Below are 17,802 nucleotides of genomic sequence, written 5' to 3' on the forward strand. Positions count from 1 at the left end.
TAATTCCCATACTTTCTTCAGCTTAACGTTGGACCTGCATTCACATCTGATCACTCTTCAAAAGACAAATTCATTGGCTCGTCCGACATCTCATACTCTGTCTCCATATGAGTCAATGGTGTATTCGGATCAACCTCTTCGAAACGGAAACTATCCACCCAAACTTTTCCTTTGCCGTTCAAAATAACCCCGAATGAGATGACCGCATTGCCCTGCGGAACACCTGATGATAATGATAGGGTGACAGGAGAGCTTCAGATGCCACTTCTTCAAGCCCAATATCCTCGTACAGATTCGTTTCAATAAAGTAGAGACTTTGCTGAATCAATTCACTGTATGAATTCAAATAAAGTACAGCCCCTTTCCATATCCTTACTACACGTGAGGCTGCACATCTCGCTTTTGATCATTTTTGCTAACCTGTTCTGGAGACAACCTCCGATACAAACCGCACCCATGATCTGAACCTCTCCAAGGCAACAACGTAATAACGCACAAATTAACGAAAAAAGAGCCCATCATCAGGAGAAATGCTCCATCCCATGATTGGCTCTTCTTTAATAAGACTAACGGCTCCAAGTGCGGCGCCTTTTTATTTCTGTACCCCGCTCAAATCGAAATTATTTTCCAAACCATCATCATACTGCCGGCACCGGCTGGGCTCCAACTTCCTCCTCATGATCCAACAGATCATGTTTCTCCCAAGCCCGGCTCTTCCAGCGGAAATACATAATGACAGCGCGTGTCCACTCGTCTGCGGCAATCGCAAGCCATACACCGGCGAGCCCCATGTGAAGCTTGAACACAAGCAGGTAGCCTAGCGGCAGGCTCATGCAGACCATAGAGATCAGTCCCATGTATACCGGGAACTTCGCATCACCTGCGGCACGAAGGGAACCAATAATCACAATGTTGCAGGTTCGCCCGGTTTCCAGCAGAAGACTTAGCAGGATGACCTGTGCCCCTAGCTTGATGATTTCCGGATTATCCGTGAACACACTCATCAGCGGAACACGGAAGAGAATAATAATTACATCGATCACAACCGTTGCGAGCAGCGCCCATTTTACACTGTCGAATACGCGTTTGTATGCATCGTTCTTGCGCCGTGCACCGACCAGTCGGCCAACAATAATGGAAGTTCCCATTCCGATCGCCATGCTGAATAGATAGATGTAGCTTGAAATGTTACCCGCATATTGCCGGGTTGCCATCGCTTCAGCACCCAGATAGGTTACGTACAGTGTGAAGACGAGCTGGCAGGACTGATATACAACGGATTCCAGTGCAGAGGGGATACCAATTCGCAAGATTTTGCTGATAAATTTCTTCGAAAGGTTGATGTAATAGCTAAACTCTACCCTTACATCCATAACCCGATAGAGCAACCAGAAGAAAATAATCAAACAGATCAGACGGCTTCCGACCGTTGAGATCGCTGCCCCTTCTACACCAAGCTTCGGCATGCCGAAATGGCCAAAAATAAGGGCGTAGTTACCAACGACGTGAATCACGTTCATCAGAACGGAAACATACATCGTCTCTTTGGTGTAACCATGCGTACGAATCGTCGCGGCCAGCGCGTTAATCAGCGCCTGAAGGAAGATCCCGCCTCCGACAATACTTATATAAGAACGGGCAAAATCGTATATTTCACCTTGGATATGAAGCAGTGTAAGCAGATGTCCTCCTAACAGAAGGAAGCTTCCGCTCAGGATCAGTCCAACAATCAGATTTAGTGTAATCGCATTACCTGTGACCTGTGCCGCCTCACTCAACTTCTTCGAACCAATATATTGTGCCACAACAATAGCAGCGCCATGTCCAATGACTTCCAGTACAAGAATCGCAATGGAAATAATCTGGTTGGCTGCTCCGACTCCGGATACTGCATTATCGGACACTGAACTGAGCATGAACGTATCCACGCTCCCCATCAACATAAACAAGAAGAGTTCCAGGAAAATAGGCCATGTTAGCCGAATCAGATTCAGATCCTTGGCATCCGAACGCAGGGACTCTTTGGTTGAGGATATTGCTGTCATTTTCTCACCTTTCCCGTGTGGGCTTTAATTCTTAGGGTATGTTAGCACAGGTGGTTTGAAAATGCAGTAGTTTTGCGAAAAAACTTGAAAGTTTTTTGAAATTCCAATAATAGGTATTTTCAGTCCTTTCATTTAGTTTGCATTATAGAGAAGAAATACATTCATATAGTCGTTCTAAATACATGTTCTCAGGAGATATACGAAGTCCGAGACGATGAGCAAAAACCCTCACACATCCCTATTGGATCGGGATATGTAAGGGTCCAAGGTTTAAATTAGCCAATAACTCATGTGTGGTGCTCAGATCTATCCTTTTACCGATCCGGCAGCAATACCTTCCACAATTCGATTGCTCAAGACGAGGAAAGCGATCAGGATCGGCAGGATGCTAATCATCAGTGTCGCACCAATCACTCCCCAATTTATTTCACTGATCCTTGCGTTACACCGTTGATAATCCATTTTTGTGCAAACAGGTAAATGATGATCATCGGCAGCAACGCCAGAAGGTACGATGCAAACGCCAGGTTGAAGTCAGTATTGAATTGACCCTGGAACACATATTGTACCAGTGGAAGCGTGTATTGTGCCGGATCACTAATAATAATGAGTGGCAGCAGAAAGTCATTATAGGTAGACAGACAAGTTAGAATACCAACCGTGGCACTGATCGGCGCCATCAATGGGAAAATGATTTTCCAGAATGTGCCCCAGGTTGTTGCTCCATCTACGAAGGCTGCTTCCTCCAGTGCTACCGGAATGGACCGAATGTAACCTACATATACAAATACGTTAAAGGCGAGACCGTACACCGTATGCAGCAGGATAAGACCCAGAAGATTGGTCATTTCCAGTGATGCAGTCAGCTTAACAATCGGCAGCATGATGATTGGAAACGGAATAAACATCGCGCTGACAAAGTAATAATACAGCCCTTTGAAAAATTTCCGCTTCTCCATATTCCGGGCAATCGCGTAAGCAACCATAGAGTTACTGAGCAAGGTCAGAATGACCGTTGACGCAGTAACAATGGCACTGTTACGGAACGATTGGAAGAAGTTTGTCATGTCTATTGCACTTGCAAAGTTCTCCCAGTGAAGCGTTGTCGGAATAGCAAAGACTGATTGGGCCATTTGCTCCGGATTTTTCAATGCGATTGTAACCGTCATATATAAAGGGAACAGAATGAACAAGGTACCCAGAATAATTAACAACATAACGGGCCAGTTGGTACGTAAACGGCTTCTCATTACAGATCCGTCTCCCTTCTTTGCAGGAACCGGATTTGCAGAATCGAAATCACCGCAATAACGATGAAATAGATAACCGAGTTCGCAGATTGATATGCATATTCGCCGCCTTCAAATCCACCCGTGTAGATCAGATGGGAGATGGACTGTGTTGCCCGTCCCGGTCCACCATTCGTCAAGGCCACGATCTGGTCAAAGACCATCAGTGAGTTTTTCATCGCCAGCACCATATTAATCGTGAAGAACGGGGCAATAAGCGGAAACGTAATGCTCCAGAATTCACGCCATTTGCCGGCGCCGTCCAGATTTGATGCTTCGTACAATGTCGTAGGGATGGTTTGCAATCCCGCCAAATACAGAATCGTATTCAACGCAACTGATTGCCATACCGCTACAATCACGATCCCAATCCATGCCAGGCTTTCGCTGCCCAGAATGTTGGTGGATAGGGCGTTGATGCCCAGGTTTTGTCCCCAGATCGGGAATACGTTGGAGAACAGGTAGTTAAATATGTAACCTACAATCAATACACTCAGGATATTCGGCAAGAAGTAGATGCCACGGAAAAAGTTACGGAACTTAATCTTGGCATTCAGCCCGAGTGCAATGAGCAGGCTTAGAATATTCGTAAGGATCGTTACAACGATCGCAAACTTGAAGGTAAACCAGTAGGCGTTGCCTACATTGTCATCTTGAAACAGATTGAAATAGTTTTTGAATCCAACAAAATCATAACCTTTACCGAATCCGTTGTAGTTCGTAAATGAATAATAGATCCCCTGGAGGGCCGGCAGCGTCATAAATACAAAGAACAGTATTACCGCCGGAACCGTCATCCAGTAATAAGGCGCGATGCGCTTGTTCATACTCCATCCTCCTTCGGACAAGGCGTTATCGCCGATTCGCTACCTTGTCCCATTCTTTGTCGAGTGTATCCAGATAGTTGTCGATGTTCTTGTTCTGCAAAAAGGACTGTACGATGGAATTCAGCTGCACAGCAGCCGGAATATAGTGATCGGCGAAGTCGATAACCTTGCCCTGCTCAATGTAAGGTGTCAGTTCCTGTACAGCAGGATCATCTTGTTTTACACCTTCCACCGCAGAGAACAGCGTCTGTTCCTTAATGTACTTGCCTATATTTTCAGGCTCCAGCAGAAACGCGATGAACTGCTCGGCCTGCTCCTTGTTTGGTGTATTCGCTGAAATGGTAAACAGAGAGTCGATTCCGTTCACCAACTTGATCTGGCTCGGATCGTTGCCTGTCGGGAATGGGAAGAAACCAATGTCCACATTCGGGTTCGCTTTACGAATCTCGGAGATCGCCCAGGTACCCTGGATGTACATATAAGCTTCACCATTGGCAAAGGCACGGTTACCATCCGAATACGCTTTACCGAAGTTGTCGCCGTGACCGTAATTCATCAGCTCCAACTGCTTCTCCGCAACCTCACGGTATTTCTCCTTGAAGGTCACTTTGTTCTCGCGACGCTCCAGGTAGAAATCAATACCAACCAAGTTAGGTCCGAGTGCATTGAACGGCAGATTCGTCTGCCAATCATCCTTGTATGTGAAGTAAAACGGAATTTTACCCGCATCCTTAATTTTTTTGGCTGTAGCAATCAGCTCGTCCCAGGTCTTGGGTACGTCCAGACCCATTTCTTTAAACAACGTTTTGTTGTACATGATGCCGTTTGCATTTGTTGCGTAAGGAACACCTGTCACTTCATCCATGCCCGTGACATCCTTCAGCATCTTTATGTAGTTGGGATCGATCGTTTTTAACAGTGGACTGTCTGTCAGATCGGCGAAAATATCACTCTGTGCAAGAATGGAATAGGTATCGGTTGCCCCCATTGCCATAATGTCTGGTACATCGTTCTTCACCACACGTGTCTTCAGCACCGTCTCCGCGTCAGGTGGATTCACCTGAGTGACCTGAATATCGGGGTGTTCGGCGTTGAATGTTTTGATTAATTCGTCAAAGGTTCCTTTGGCTTCGGGTTTGTTCTGAAAAAATTCAACCTGCACTTTGCCATTGGCATTATTCCCGCTAGTGCAGGAAGACAGAAATACAGCCGTTATTCCACAAAGCAGCATTAACCCGAGTGCCTTGGTAAGCGATGTTCTCATGTTGTACCTCCCTCAGCTTATATACGTAAAGATTTACCCATTAAATTAGTGAAGTAACCACGTGGTTAATCCTTCCACCGTTTTATACTTAGAGCGTTGACTATAATGTGTCCTATTATTCCTAAAACGGTTTCGACAAAAATGAATCAGTCCCACTGACCGCGAGTCCGCTCGTCGACATAACAAAAAAGGACATCGGAAATATCCAATGTCCCTCATGTATCCAGTTACGCTGCTTACATCACAGCTGTTGTTAACTCATTATCAACGCTCTATTTTCGGCAAAGCATTACGTAAACGCTTGGCTCGGTAACTCTGAAATGCACGGATTAACATGCCGATGACCAGCATAACCACACCAACATTTATTGCTACATCCGCCAAATTGAGAATACCACGTCCCGACGGAAATACGAGAAAATCCGTTACACGTGCGTAGATAAAACGATCAATTGCATTACCCAAAGCACCACCGACCATGAAACCGGCACCTGCCTGCATCCAGAAACCGCGAATCTCACCTTTTCTCCGATAATACATCATACCCGCCACGAACAGAATGGCGACCACACCGAACAGACGCGCATTCCCTTGAAACAGGCTGCCTGCCATTCCACTATTCTCATAATGCTGCAATTGCATTCCCGAGTCGCCAAGCCTCATCGTGTCCCCAACTTCCATATACATCCTCACCGCCATCTTGGTTCCCTGATCAACCAAGGTAACCAGCAGTGCTACAAAATAAAATAACATTGTGCCACTCCTCCTGCCGGACGCTCAAAAGTTAAACTAAAGGGTCTCCGCTGTAACATTTCCTTCACTTTAACACACCCGAAGCGTTGTCACCAACTGGACAGAGAACGCGCATTGTACACACTCATAGGAATGGAATGGGCAAAAAAAATCCGTACCTGGAATAGGCACGGATGATGAATACTTTTATTGGAGTTAAAACCACAATTTTATTGAATAGCAGAGAGCACATCCAGCAGCATGGATTTGAATTTCGGACGGTCAATGGCCTCGCAGACACGTACATTCGGCTCTTTACCGAAACGTCCGTTGATATCCACAACGCTATATCCGCGTGTTAACTCTCCTGCTGCTTCTACGTCCACATAATACTGACCGGATTTGGTCATGAGCGACTCATCTGCGGCAACAGCCATCAGCAACGTGTCCGGGTGAGTGGTGCCATTCAGTTTATGTACCGATTTGTTGAACTGCATAACCACTTTGTTGATGGCTGTGAAGAAATCGGCACCAGATGTACCCAGTGCTGCAATTTCAGCGTGATCATCATCATCCATAACAGAATACTGAGTACACATTTCCCAGCCAACCATGGTCGTCGGAATGCCTGCGTGCAATACAATTTTGGCTGCTTCCGGATCTACATAGAAGTTATACTCCGCGGCTGGTGTGATATTACCCAGTGCATTATTCGTTCCACCCATGATGTAGAGGTGAGCAATCTCCGGAATAATGGTTGGGTCCTTCTGGATTGCCATCGCAATGTTGGTCAGAGGTGCAATGGCCAGAAGCGAGATTTCGCCCGGATGTGCGTGTACCTTTTCAATGATAAAATCAACTGCATGCCCTGCCTCTGGACGCTGGTCCGCCTTCGGGAAATGGGCTCCGCCCATGCCGTCATCACCATGTACGTCTTCCACCGTGCGGTGCTGGGCCTTGCCATAGGCCATCAATGGGCGTTCGCACCCTTTGTACACAGGCACCTTGCCGCCATGTCCCGCAACCTGTACCGTGTACAGGGCATTTTCAACCTCCTGGTCAAACTGTACGTTCCCACCTGTAATCGTAATGCCCTCCACCTGGAAATGGTGCAGTGCCGTCAGGATCGCAATCGTATCGTCTCCTGCTGTATCTGTATCGATGATGACTTTTCTCATGATGCCGCGCTCCTTCTTCGTTGAATTGATATTCATTCCAAATAAACACTAGGGTTTATTTTACATCAAAAACGTACCGATGACGATGGAAACGCCGATGATAATGGAACGCAGCAGCTGTGCTACCGCCATATTGCCTCTTGCGATTTCGTCACAGACCCGCATCTTGGGAATCAGGAAGTCAAATATAATATAGACCAGACACAAAATAATGATTCCAAGCGCCGACCAGAGCAGCATATCCAGCCATGAATGCGTGGAGAAGGACACCATGCCCACAATGATACACAGGCCCAGCAATTTGCTGCCCATATACATGCCTGCCGCCTCGTTACCTTTCGCGATTTCCTCGCTATCTTTATACCGGGTCAATTGGCTAAAAGCGAAATACCCACATACCAATACTACCAGCAGAATGCCTACACCTACCGCTACATTCAGCAGGTTCAATCCCAAATTGTCCATTCCTTCTCCTCCTCGTCATCCATCCGTTCATTGACCACAGCCGCACAATAATAGGCCATATCTCCGGTTACCTTCTCCCCGATCCGGGGCAGCACACCGGCAAAACGTCCACCGATGACAAACACTCCTGTCAGCAAATAACCGCTGTATTCGCCATCCTCTGTCTGAATCACGGCCTGTTCCATCGGTACCAGCTGCTGATATATTTTAGGCTGATTATTATAATAGGCTGCGATCTCCTCATCTTCTTGCAGTTCGTCTGTTGTGTTGGAGTTCATCGGGGCGTGCAACTTATGAGAAGCAGCCGTTTGGCCCGCATGATGATCCGATCCCTCACCCAGCAACGATGTGCCTCGACCTTCGCGGCCCCAATAGCTTTTAGCCACATAAGGCATTGCGCTCCATTCGAAAGGTCCAGCTTCGAAATAAGTCGGTAGCAGATAACGCGAAATCGCCGCTAACTCTGCATCATCAAACAGCCGAAACCCGCAATATTCCATGGTTTGTTCATTGCGTTCATAGAGTGACCAGATCGCCGCCATGAAACCCTTGCTCTGCATCAGCACATGCTGTGCAGGATTCATCAGGCCCAGGCGGCCATCCTGAACCAATTCAAGCAGTGCTGCGCCGATGTCCACGCCGGTCGTTTCATCTCGATCATCGATTAGATATTCCAGGGGATAGAGCCGGTACAACAGGTTGATCTCGCGTCCATGATGGTAGAGCGCCTTCCCTGGAATAATCTCCAACTCCTCCAGTGGAGCGTAGAACGTTTCATACCCCGCCTCCTGGCACAGCTTCATCAGATACTCCGTATTGGTCCGATCCTCCACATGCTCTCCAAATGAAGTAAAGGTCACCGGGCCCAGCAAACCCTGCTGTGCGTAAGCATCCAGCCAGCGGTGAAAGCATTCCCGGATACATTCATCCATTCCTTTGGACGGAGCATGGAGCGATGTTTTTTCAACCATCCCCACCAAAATACCTTCCAATGCAGCTGCTTCAGGTATGCCGGTTGGGGTATCCGTGTTATTTTCGATACATTTAGGTCCAGCTTCCCCAATAATCCAGTCCTGCCGAGTAATCCCGCCTGTCACCATCTCCATACGAGCCGCCGGAATAAGGCCGGGATGAATGCCCAACTGCTGCTCCAGGAAAGAGTCGGGCATATATTGCTGAATAAAACGCATCACCTTGCAATAAATCCCGTCTACAGCCTCAACTGCTGCACGCAATTCCTGCATCTCCGCAGGGGAATAAACCGTCAATGCAGGCACACAATATTGCTTGCCATACATGCGATGGTAGGGAACCTGCTGCCCTGCTTCGCCCCTGAATACTTCTTCATGACTGAACGGCAGTTGGTAGATATGCCTCATCAGGTTCTAACCTCCCGAACTGCGGAAGAAGCTGCCAAAGCCGCTCGATTTTGAACTGGATTTGCTGTAGGAGCTGCTGTCCTTGTTGCTCCGATAGGACGATCCGCCACCGTAATAATAGTGCCCACTGCTGGAGTCATATTCACATCCGGTATCGTATTCCGGGTCACACTCGTCGCTATTGCTGCTACAACCGGATAATACGGCTGGAAACGCAAGCATTAGCGAGAAGGCAACCAGCTTGGCGCGTGATCCAGGCTTGGGTTTGGGATTTTCGTCCATTACAAATCTACCTCCTTCATAAAAAACAACACTTTCTTGCGATCCGCATCCAGCACGGAATACACAAATTCATAGGTCGTACCGCCCCGGACCATGTAATGGTCCAGTAGTTGCTCGGCAAGCTCCATCGTGTACGAGGAGGATTCTGCCAAGTCCAATTCCTGAAATGCACACCCATTCCACAGCATGTATTCCGCACTGTACATGGAGGACATTTTACACATTGCCAGTGCAGCGTCCGCAATCGCTGTACCGTATTCCGCAGGTTTTTGATTGTCATACTCGGTCACGTAAACTGCATGCTCCCGACGATCCTCGCATTCATTGGACAGATGCGCCCAGAGCTTATTTTTCATCAGGGTAGCATCGACCAGCTTGCGCATGAAAAGCTCATCGCGAGTACCTGATACCTGCTCCAGTACGCCCGTCTCCACCTGCCGGTCATCCGACCAGTTCCGATAAGTCAATGAATAATAAATATCGATAACCTGCCTTTCTGTGAGCTCTAAGAGGAGCCGTTTCAATACACACAAACGTATTTAACGCATGAGAAGGAAAAAAGTTACACTATTCCCGATGACATGTAAAAAAGCATTTTGCATAAATCCCAAGAGTGGTTTTCAATCAGCAAGATATAGATCGAAATGAATCTATTCGTCTAGATCTTTTGCCCGCGAACAATAAGAATCGAATTATGCAAAATGCTAGTAAAGATAAGATTGTGGCGATACACAATTTTACCAGCTAATTACCTCGGATATCATCCCGTTATAAAGCTAACTTTGAAAATCAAAAAGGCCAGAGATCTCCCTCCGGCCTTCTTTCCTTCTTCATCTATTTCAAGATCTATTTCAAGATAAGTTCCGTAATCTGACCTGTCTCACAGCTCTGCCCACTGGGCCAACATATCATTGTATTCACCAGACAATTGCTCGCGTTCGTTCCACACTTGCTCCAGCTCGTTTGGATTATCCTGCAAGGATTCAAGCTGACGATCCATCTCCTGGATTTGCCCTTCAAGACGGGCCAATCTCTGCTCCAATTGTTCAGCGGACAGCTTTTTGGAAGTGGCCGTTGTATTAAGCGTGCTACCGGACTTCGTCTCCTGTTTCGGTTTTGAACTCCCACGTGATGGAGTGGCAACAACTGCTATATGCTGATTTGCCGCGGCTGCGCGGATTTGCAGATCAAGCTTCTTCTCGCGATAGGCTTCATAGTCTCCCAGATAAGCGGTCATCCGCCCATTCTCCAGTTCCCACACGCGGGAAGCAAGTCGATTGACGAAGTAGCGGTCATGCGAGATGGCAAGCACCGTGCCTTCGAAATCAACAAGCGACTCTTCGAGCGCTTCCCTTGAAGCGATATCCAGATGGTTGGTCGGTTCATCCAGCAGAAGCACATTCGGCTTGCGCTGAACCAGCAGAGCCAGCCTTAGCCGTGTCCATTCCCCACCGGATAACTGTCCTACCGAGCGAAATACATCTGCTCCATAGAATAGATATCGGGCCAAAATGCCGCGTGCTTCTCCTTCTTCCACGCCCGCTTCCAGACGGAAGTACTCCAACACATTCAGCTTCGGATTGGAAGGCTCCTCCTGCTGGGCCAGATAGCCAACATCTACACGTGCACCCCACTCCAGGTTGCCTGCACTGGGTTGTTCCTCGCCCAGCAACAGCTTGAACAACGTTGTTTTGCCTGAACCATTGCGTCCAATAAGGGCAATTTTGTCGCCATATTCGAGCAATCCTGATACACCGCGCAGAATTGGACGTTCTCCATAAGCCTTTTCGACCTGTTCCATAACGGCCACTCGTTTTCCCGTACGGTCTGTAGGGCGTACATCGAAGTCGGCGTTACGCCGCTCCAGTACCGGGCGTTTCACCTGTTCCATCCGTTCGATTGCTTTACGCATCGAAGCTGCACGCCGGAAGAACTTTTCATTACCCCCGACTCGGCCCCATTCTTCCAGTTGGCGGATCGTTTCTTTCATTTTTTTAATCACCTTCTGCTGCTCTTTGAACTCCTCGAATTGCTGCATCAGTCGTTGTTCCTTCACTTTCATATATTCCGTATAACCACCAGCTGACGTCTGCGCTTCTCCATCCTCCAGTTCTAACGTCCGGGATGCTACACGGTCCAAAAAGTAGCGATCATGTGAGATCAGAATTATCGTACCTGTGTAGTCACGCAAAAATCCTTCCAGCCATTCCACCCGCTCCAGATCAAGGTGGTTGGTCGGCTCATCCAGCAATAACAGATCAGGCCTTACAATTAGCTGTGAAGCCAGCACAACCCGGGTCTGTTCACCACCAGACAACGAACCAAAACGCCATCCGTAATGCTCCTTCGCAATATCCAGACCGTCCGCCACCTGATCGATCCGGGCATCCATTTCATATCCACCCTCGCGCTCGAACTGATCCTGCAAGGCCGCGTACCGCTTCAACAGTCGCTCCAATTGGTTCGGATCGGATGCACAGTCCGGATCGGACATCTGCTGCTCCATATCCTTCATTTCACTCCGGCACGCCATAAGCTCCCTGAATCCAAGACTCAGCACATCTAGCACCGTGTAATTATCCATTCCCTCCGGCACCTGAGCCACGTAACCGATACGTGTATCCTTCTTGATCATCAATTGTCCTTCATCCGGCTGGTTCAGTCGTGCCATCAGACGCATCAATGTCGTTTTACCGCTGCCGTTGCGGCCGATCAGGGCGACCTTGTCGCCCTCCATAATTTCAAACGTAATGCCGTCCAGCACCAGATGTGCTCCGTGGTATTGAGTCAGTTGTTGCGCGCTAATAATCATCATAATAAGGTTCCTCCTATGGATTGGAAGATCCTGACCGCAACACAAAAAGAGCCGCAGGAGGTTAGCTCCGCGGCCCTTCAGAATTCAAGCAATATCGCTTATCGTCCGAATGAGGTCAAGGCAGGCATCTTCTCGCAAATGTTAATTTCCGTATATTCAAAATTGGACAGACTTCTCCCGTTGGTCAGAAAAGTATGAACAATGCCAGCCATAGCAATCGGCAGCTGGCTAATACGGTTGTTAAGCATCTCGTGATTCACCTGTCTTCACCTCCCTTGTCATAATTAATGTCAATATATCACAGACGAATGCATTCCTGCAACCGCCCTATCGTCCAATTCACTCTTACTGTACAGCAGCTAACCCTCCGATTAATTCCGTCTCCGACGCCGAAACACTACATCCGTAATCGCCACCGTAATTAGTGTCAACATTCCCGCTGCACCCAGCGATGCACCAAGCAAGGCATAACCGATACCGTTCCACCCGCCAATCTCAATGCTAATCATGATCACAACGGCTCCGCCGAGCAAGGCCACACATGGCAGTATATATTGAACACCGGTCATTCGACGTCCCTGCAACCGATAGATAAGCCATTCGATCAGCAGCTGCACAGCCCACATGCCAAGCGTCCACAGGATGAGTACTTCCATAAGGTTCTCCTCCTTCTTGCTGAATGGTTAGAGCCTTCGCTACAGACCTCTCATTACTTCAACCAGTTGGCAAAGAACTCCCGGTATCCCTCTTTCATGATCGTGCGCGAAAAAGCACCAAAGGCATACTCACGGTTGTCTTCCGACACACTGCGCGGTGCAGCAGCAGCCATGTTCACCAGTTCAAACCAGTTATCCTCATTGCCTGCAAAGGCATGCGTTGATCGAATGTGACCATAGCAGGCATGCTCCGGCTTCACAACCATTTTGCCCATCGCCATGGCTTCAGTCAGCGGCATCGCAAACGTATCAAAGGCCGAACAGCTCCAATACACCTTGGACGAGTTCATCAGGGTAAATACTTCATCCTGTGTCAGCGCAAATTGCAATTTTACATTGTCCGGAATGTTGTATTTCTTCATGCTTTCCTCATAGCGGCGACCGCCGAATACCATGTATACTTCCTTGTCCGGGTTCTGCCGGGCGTATTCCAGCACCAGATCCGGGCGACGATTTGCTTCATCCCGACCAATCCAGAGCACACGATTATGCACAACCTGACTCGGGTCGTAGTGGCGGTTTGCGAGCTCTTCGTTGAAGCCGATCGGGATGACGTTCACGTCATGTACACCGAAATTCCGGCCCAGTTCTGTTTTCAAAAACTCCGTCTGCACAATTGCTTTATCCACCATCGTATAAAATGGCTTCATCATCTCATACCCCGTCAGCGCCGGGTCGGGAAAACTGTGTGGGAACAACACACTCTTCGGTAAAAACATCTTCAAAAACGTAAACCCGGATACGGTGTAGATGACATGCTCTATATTTTGGCTATATATCTGGTCTAATACGATATCATAGTTCACCAGGTCGCCTTTCTCATGCTCATAACCCGGTAACCAGTCATACCCGCTGACATGGCGCTCCGGCGAGATGAACACAATTTCCACGCCCAGCTCTAGCCCGATCTGCTTCAACCGATCCGCAAATACGCGCGGGCCCTGTGCCTCCGAGAATTGAATTTTACGCATTACGAGTCCTACTTTACGCATGTTCTGCACCCCTCATTTCTATTCCCTTCAACACTGCTTCATGCACTGTTTCAGCGTCATTGCCGTCTCGTGCCACTGGTTCCGCAGCTGTTCCTCCGGCCATACACAGTCTGCACTTCTTAGATCCCCATCAATCAGACGCAGCATCCAGAGCGAGAATACAATGGCATATGCGCGGTACCACTTTTTAAAAGAAACCCGTTCAACCTGAACGCTATGGCGCTCCAGCCCGTCCAGATAAACATCGATAATCCGCTCCCGCAGCTCAGGCGTAACGGTTCTCGGGAACAGCGGATGCGATAGATCCACCAGATGATACACGTCCCAGAGAGCCGTATTCAGATGCGCATGCTCCCAATCGATAATCACCAGCCTGCCATTCACATCCGCCATGTTGCCGGGATGCAGATCTCCGTGACACAAAACACGAGGTAACTCCTCCTCTGCCTTATGGATTAGCACGGCGATGTTGTGCCAATCCGATGGTGACAGCGTGATCTCCAGTTTGGACAACAAATCAGCGGTGGATTCCTTTTGCCCAAGCAGATCATCCAGCATGTCCCGGATTGGCGGTTTCTGACCCACCCGGGGCAGCTCAGCCCAATCTGCAACAGATAACGTGTGCCATTCCGCCATATGTGCAGCAGCAGCCAGCAACGTCTCTTCCCGCGAATCATGCACCAGTTCGCCCAGATCCTCATAAATAATCCAGCTCTGTTCCGCGTTAATTTCACGGTCTGATGCAGCAATTAGCGCTGGATATATAGGCGGCAATACAGACAGCACATGCCTGGACATCCACTGTTCGCGCCCATATTGCGCAGGATTGGTAAGCGGTTTGAAAATATAACTTTCCCCGGTATGAACAGTGAAACGCTCCACATACTTGCCATTCATGCCTTTGTAGAGCCGTTTCCGGCTTGTTATATATTGTTCATTCAACGTCCCTTCGGGAGTCACCCAGCGATGCGCCTGCACGTCTTCATTCACGCCATTCACCTTCCATTTCATTCCCCAGGCTTGGAGCTGGTGCCGCTGATGTTTGCTTTGCAGCCCCACTTCTGTCCAAGCTCCTTTGCCCGTCTATCCGTTATTATTTCTATCCATCATACGTTGCCGTTCATAAGCCTGCAAGCTTTGAGCGAAAGCACTTTTCCTAGCGTTAAATAAGAGATTCTGAAATGGTAGTTGCAATTTAGTTAGTAATCACTTACTATACAATCATGAAGAACAAACCTCATGTCGACAGCAAAAAGAAAGACATCCTACAAGCGGCAATGCGCTTGTTTGCAACCAAAGGCGTTGACGGCATTTCCGTCAAAGAGATCGGTGACGCCGCCGGAGTAACGGATGCGGCGATCTACAAACATTTTAAAAACAAAGATGCCGTTGCCCTTGAGGCTTTCACCCAATATTGTGCGGACTATACCGCCCTGATTGACGGGTATGTTCGCCAGGAGGGCCCGGTGCTGGAACGCTTCCGACAACTGATTACCGAAGTTCTCCACCTGCATGATGAAGATCCCTACGGACTGCTGCTGATTTCACAAAATCATGAGATTTTCATTGAAGCTGGAAGCAGTGAGGATTACCGCCAACCGCTGGATGCGTTGATTGATCTAATCAATCAGGGAATTATGCGAGGTGAGCTGCCCGCTCAGGATTCACGGCTCACGGCCGTTCTGGTCATTGGTGCTATTACGCGCCTGGCCGTATCCAGTATGCAAGGTGAACTGCCAGAGCTGCTTGTTCCATACACCGGAGAAACCGTTCACCGCCTTGTGTCGATGTTGGGCCAGGGGGCAAATGATATGGGGCAGAAGCGGGCGGAATAGCTTTGCGAAGATCGTTCCGGTCTGTCGGCGATCAAGAGATGCATCTGATCGCACAGTGCTCCTGTGTAAAAACATTCTTTTAAATTAGAAGCGCCGGCTTCAACTGACTTTCAGGAGGTTCCTGAATATTTACCAGGTCATTCGTGACCTTTTCTTTTTGCACATGAGGTTAGTGTTCATTAACTAAAATAGTCAGGACGTGTCATCATTATGAAGAAAATATTAATTATTCAAGGCAACCCCGTCTCCCCAAGTTACAATGGCGCAATCGCCGAAGCTTATCGTAAAGGCGCTGTGCAGGCAGGTGCCGAGGTTCGTATGATCACCCTAAATGAGTTGGATTTCAACATGAATTTAGCCGGTGGATACCGCAATAAACTTCCGCTTGAACCCGACTTGCTGGAAGCCCAAGAGGCGATTAAATGGGCAGAGCATCTCGTATGGGTGTTTCCGATTTGGTGGGGAGGCCCCCCTGCCCTGTTAAAAGGGTTCATTGATCGAATCTTTATGCCAGGCTATGCCTTCAAGTATCAAAAAGGAAAACCTTTCCCTGATCAACTGCTTAAAGGTCGCACCGCACGCATGATCACCACCATGGATGGTCCGAACTGGTACTACAAATGGTTCCAGGGTGAACCTGCACACAAAATGATGAAGATCTCCACCTTTGCTCTGACAGGCATCAAACCTGTGCGCATAACACCTGTAGATCTGGTCGGCAAACAGTCCGAGGAACAGAGAAAGAAATGGCTGGAGAAAATTGAGCAGCTTGGACAGAAATTGGGGTAAAAAAACAACTCGTTCTTGAAGGGATTTTCATATAATGTTATCACTAAATTAAACAATATATTCTTCTAACAATTTATATTCGAGACTATTTACATTTAATAGAAAGAAATTAAACTTAACCAAAAAAGATACTGCGTGCATAAGCACAGCAGTATCTTTGTCCATATATAAACGCTATTCAAGTAGATGGGATAACTCAACTCCAAGACAGACTAAGCTTCCAATGCAATGCCTTCATAGAACCGACGAATGACCTTCTCGGCTGGTTTACCATAAACTCCGTATCCATCATCACTCAAGGCATCTTGCTCCTGATGCAGATTTGCGCTCCAGTCCCACAGACCAAAGCCTCGTACCCAGTCCCGCTTACTTCCATGACGGAACATGGCTTCATAGAACTGCTCCTGCTCCTCCGCATTCACTTCACCTTTCAATCCCCAGTCGTTCGGCACCTGTGCCGATCCACTGCGGCTAGGGCAGCCCGCTTCTGCGAAGAAAAAGGGTTTACCATAAGGTGCAATGGCCTGTTCAATCCGATCCAATTGCGCTTCCCAATCTCCGATGGGATAGTACCCGCTGGACGAGATGACGTCCACGGCATCCCACCATTTCACTTGCCCTTCCTGATACTTGTCGGTGTTGTAGGATACTAGCCCGGAATACACTTCACGCACTCCCGCGATGACCTCGCGCCATTCCTCGCTCCGACGCTCAGACTGCACCATCTCACAGCCCACGATGAACATCTCGCATTTCTCTCGTTCTGCAATGGCTGCATAATGCTTCTGATACACGGTATAACTGCGGAACCAGTCTTTCCATTTCGGCTCACACGGCACATCGATATCAAAGAAGTTAATGTGTGCACGCCATGTGCCATCGGTGCAATTGACGGTTGGTTTCAGAATGACCCGCAGTCCCAGTGTGCGGGCATAACGTATCATATCCACCAATTCATCGTCTTCCACCATATGTTCACCCTCATATTTGACCTCTACAGCCTGCGGACGATCCTGATGTGCCGCCAGTGCAAAAATAACATGCGAACTACCAGTGCGTTCAGCCATCAGACGCAAGGATTCTTTCGCTTCCGGCTTGCGGAAGTCTCCCCTACCACTCATCCAGCCAAATGTAAATCCCTTGATGTATTCCATATGCATTATTCCGCAATGCCCCTTTTTCAATTAATGTAAA

At 48.2% G+C, this 17,802-nt stretch carries 19 protein-coding genes and 1 pseudogene; 2 read left to right on the top strand and 18 right to left on the bottom strand.

Annotated elements, in window-relative coordinates:
• Positions 1 to 178: 178 nt before the first annotated feature.
• From BLV50_RS32805 to BLV50_RS17730, 17 genes and pseudogenes are all read right to left on the bottom strand, one after another.
• Positions 179 to 346, bottom strand: coding sequence for a hypothetical protein (locus BLV50_RS32805; RefSeq protein WP_177031210.1), 168 nt, complete (start codon positions 344 to 346; stop codon positions 179 to 181).
• Between the two features lie 292 nt (positions 347 to 638).
• Positions 639 to 2,045, bottom strand: coding sequence for an MATE family efflux transporter (locus tag BLV50_RS17665; RefSeq protein WP_063567592.1), 1,407 nt, complete (start codon positions 2,043 to 2,045; stop codon positions 639 to 641).
• Positions 2,046 to 2,351: 306 nt separating this feature from the next.
• A pseudogene (locus tag BLV50_RS32505) lies at positions 2,352 to 2,465 on the bottom strand (carbohydrate ABC transporter permease); the annotation flags it as partial.
• Positions 2,466 to 2,467: 2 nt separating this feature from the next.
• Entirely contained in the window at positions 2,468 to 3,295 is an 828-nt protein-coding gene (locus BLV50_RS17670; protein WP_053782648.1) for a carbohydrate ABC transporter permease, read from the bottom strand.
• Positions 3,295 to 4,161 carry a carbohydrate ABC transporter permease gene (locus BLV50_RS17675; protein ID WP_063567591.1) on the bottom strand — a complete coding sequence of 289 codons (867 nt, stop codon included), beginning with the start codon at positions 4,159 to 4,161 and terminating at the stop codon, positions 3,295 to 3,297. The genes BLV50_RS17670 and BLV50_RS17675 overlap by 1 nt, the downstream gene beginning before the upstream one ends.
• Positions 4,162 to 4,186: 25 nt before the next feature.
• Positions 4,187 to 5,392 carry an ABC transporter substrate-binding protein gene (locus BLV50_RS17680; RefSeq protein ID WP_090809429.1) on the bottom strand — a complete coding sequence of 402 codons (1,206 nt, stop codon included), beginning with the start codon at positions 5,390 to 5,392 and terminating at the stop codon, positions 4,187 to 4,189.
• A gap of 297 nt (positions 5,393 to 5,689) precedes the next feature.
• Positions 5,690 to 6,178, bottom strand: coding sequence for a signal peptidase II (gene lspA / locus BLV50_RS17685; RefSeq protein WP_063567589.1), 489 nt, complete (start codon positions 6,176 to 6,178; stop codon positions 5,690 to 5,692).
• Positions 6,179 to 6,387: 209 nt separating this feature from the next.
• Positions 6,388 to 7,335, bottom strand: a complete 948-nt coding sequence (locus tag BLV50_RS17690; protein WP_063567588.1) for a nucleoside hydrolase — start codon at positions 7,333 to 7,335, stop codon at positions 6,388 to 6,390.
• Between the two features lie 60 nt (positions 7,336 to 7,395).
• Entirely contained in the window at positions 7,396 to 7,800 is a 405-nt protein-coding gene (locus BLV50_RS17695; RefSeq protein ID WP_090809151.1) for a DUF350 domain-containing protein, read from the bottom strand.
• A complete protein-coding gene (locus BLV50_RS17700) occupies positions 7,782 to 9,179 on the bottom strand; it encodes a glutathionylspermidine synthase family protein (protein WP_090809153.1) in 1,398 nt (465 codons plus the stop codon). The genes BLV50_RS17695 and BLV50_RS17700 overlap by 19 nt, the downstream gene beginning before the upstream one ends.
• A gap of 6 nt (positions 9,180 to 9,185) precedes the next feature.
• Complete coding sequence (locus BLV50_RS17705; protein ID WP_090809154.1) at positions 9,186 to 9,461, bottom strand: hypothetical protein; 276 nt, start codon at positions 9,459 to 9,461, stop codon at positions 9,186 to 9,188.
• Complete coding sequence (locus BLV50_RS17710; protein ID WP_090809431.1) at positions 9,461 to 9,928, bottom strand: hypothetical protein; 468 nt, start codon at positions 9,926 to 9,928, stop codon at positions 9,461 to 9,463. Before BLV50_RS17710 ends, BLV50_RS17705 begins: the two co-directional genes overlap by 1 nt.
• Positions 9,929 to 10,341: 413 nt before the next feature.
• Positions 10,342 to 12,276 (bottom strand): ribosomal protection-like ABC-F family protein, encoded by a 1,935-nt coding sequence (gene abc-f, locus BLV50_RS17715; protein WP_090809156.1) that lies wholly within the window; start codon positions 12,274 to 12,276, stop codon positions 10,342 to 10,344.
• A 98-nt stretch (positions 12,277 to 12,374) separates the two neighbouring features.
• Positions 12,375 to 12,536 carry a hypothetical protein gene (locus BLV50_RS32810; protein ID WP_162842465.1) on the bottom strand — a complete coding sequence of 54 codons (162 nt, stop codon included), beginning with the start codon at positions 12,534 to 12,536 and terminating at the stop codon, positions 12,375 to 12,377.
• Between the two features lie 111 nt (positions 12,537 to 12,647).
• A complete protein-coding gene (locus BLV50_RS17720; protein ID WP_063567583.1) occupies positions 12,648 to 12,932 on the bottom strand; it encodes a hypothetical protein in 285 nt (94 codons plus the stop codon).
• A 53-nt stretch (positions 12,933 to 12,985) separates the two neighbouring features.
• Complete coding sequence (locus BLV50_RS17725) at positions 12,986 to 13,984, bottom strand: glycosyltransferase (protein ID WP_090809159.1); 999 nt, start codon at positions 13,982 to 13,984, stop codon at positions 12,986 to 12,988.
• A gap of 27 nt (positions 13,985 to 14,011) precedes the next feature.
• Complete coding sequence (locus BLV50_RS17730; protein WP_143038135.1) at positions 14,012 to 15,043, bottom strand: phosphotransferase family protein; 1,032 nt, start codon at positions 15,041 to 15,043, stop codon at positions 14,012 to 14,014.
• Between the two features lie 164 nt (positions 15,044 to 15,207).
• Between BLV50_RS17730 and BLV50_RS17735 the strand changes: the two genes are divergently transcribed.
• The gene (locus BLV50_RS17735; protein ID WP_063567581.1) at positions 15,208 to 15,819 is read left to right on the top strand and encodes a TetR/AcrR family transcriptional regulator; all 612 of its coding nucleotides are present in this window, start codon (positions 15,208 to 15,210) and stop codon (positions 15,817 to 15,819) included.
• Between the two features lie 207 nt (positions 15,820 to 16,026).
• Positions 16,027 to 16,608, top strand: a complete 582-nt coding sequence (locus tag BLV50_RS17740) for an NAD(P)H-dependent oxidoreductase (protein ID WP_090809161.1) — start codon at positions 16,027 to 16,029, stop codon at positions 16,606 to 16,608.
• A 212-nt stretch (positions 16,609 to 16,820) separates the two neighbouring features.
• Here BLV50_RS17740 and BLV50_RS17745 read toward each other — a convergent pair whose 3' ends face one another.
• The gene (locus tag BLV50_RS17745) at positions 16,821 to 17,762 is read right to left on the bottom strand and encodes a glycoside hydrolase family 113 (RefSeq protein ID WP_090809436.1); all 942 of its coding nucleotides are present in this window, start codon (positions 17,760 to 17,762) and stop codon (positions 16,821 to 16,823) included.
• Positions 17,763 to 17,802 lie beyond the last annotated feature (40 nt).

The organism is Paenibacillus sp. 276b, from assembly GCF_900107875.1.
Taxonomy (GTDB): Bacteria; Bacillota; Bacilli; order Paenibacillales; family Paenibacillaceae; genus Paenibacillus; species Paenibacillus marchantiae.

Bases quoted from the DNA above. Each gene is read 5' to 3' on its own strand.
- BLV50_RS17670 (WP_053782648.1), bottom strand. From the start codon at position 3,295: ATGAGAAGCCGTTTACGTACCAACTGGCCCGTTATGTTGTTAATTATT.
- abc-f (WP_090809156.1), bottom strand. From the start codon at position 12,276: ATGATGATTATTAGCGCGCAACAACTGACTCAATACCACGGAGCACAT.
- BLV50_RS17720 (WP_063567583.1), bottom strand. From the start codon at position 12,932: ATGGAAGTACTCATCCTGTGGACGCTTGGCATGTGGGCTGTGCAGCTG.
- BLV50_RS17665 (WP_063567592.1), bottom strand. From the start codon at position 2,045: ATGACAGCAATATCCTCAACCAAAGAGTCCCTGCGTTCGGATGCCAAG.
- BLV50_RS17690 (WP_063567588.1), bottom strand. From the start codon at position 7,335: ATGAGAAAAGTCATCATCGATACAGATACAGCAGGAGACGATACGATT.
- BLV50_RS17735 (WP_063567581.1), top strand. From the start codon at position 15,208: ATGAAGAACAAACCTCATGTCGACAGCAAAAAGAAAGACATCCTACAA.
- BLV50_RS17705 (WP_090809154.1), bottom strand. From the start codon at position 9,461: ATGGACGAAAATCCCAAACCCAAGCCTGGATCACGCGCCAAGCTGGTT.
- BLV50_RS17725 (WP_090809159.1), bottom strand. From the start codon at position 13,984: ATGCGTAAAGTAGGACTCGTAATGCGTAAAATTCAATTCTCGGAGGCA.
- BLV50_RS17745 (WP_090809436.1), bottom strand. From the start codon at position 17,762: ATGGAATACATCAAGGGATTTACATTTGGCTGGATGAGTGGTAGGGGA.
- BLV50_RS17680 (WP_090809429.1), bottom strand. From the start codon at position 5,392: ATGCTGCTTTGTGGAATAACGGCTGTATTTCTGTCTTCCTGCACTAGC.
- BLV50_RS17695 (WP_090809151.1), bottom strand. From the start codon at position 7,800: ATGGACAATTTGGGATTGAACCTGCTGAATGTAGCGGTAGGTGTAGGC.
- BLV50_RS17700 (WP_090809153.1), bottom strand. From the start codon at position 9,179: ATGAGGCATATCTACCAACTGCCGTTCAGTCATGAAGAAGTATTCAGG.
- BLV50_RS17675 (WP_063567591.1), bottom strand. From the start codon at position 4,161: ATGAACAAGCGCATCGCGCCTTATTACTGGATGACGGTTCCGGCGGTA.
- lspA (WP_063567589.1), bottom strand. From the start codon at position 6,178: ATGTTATTTTATTTTGTAGCACTGCTGGTTACCTTGGTTGATCAGGGA.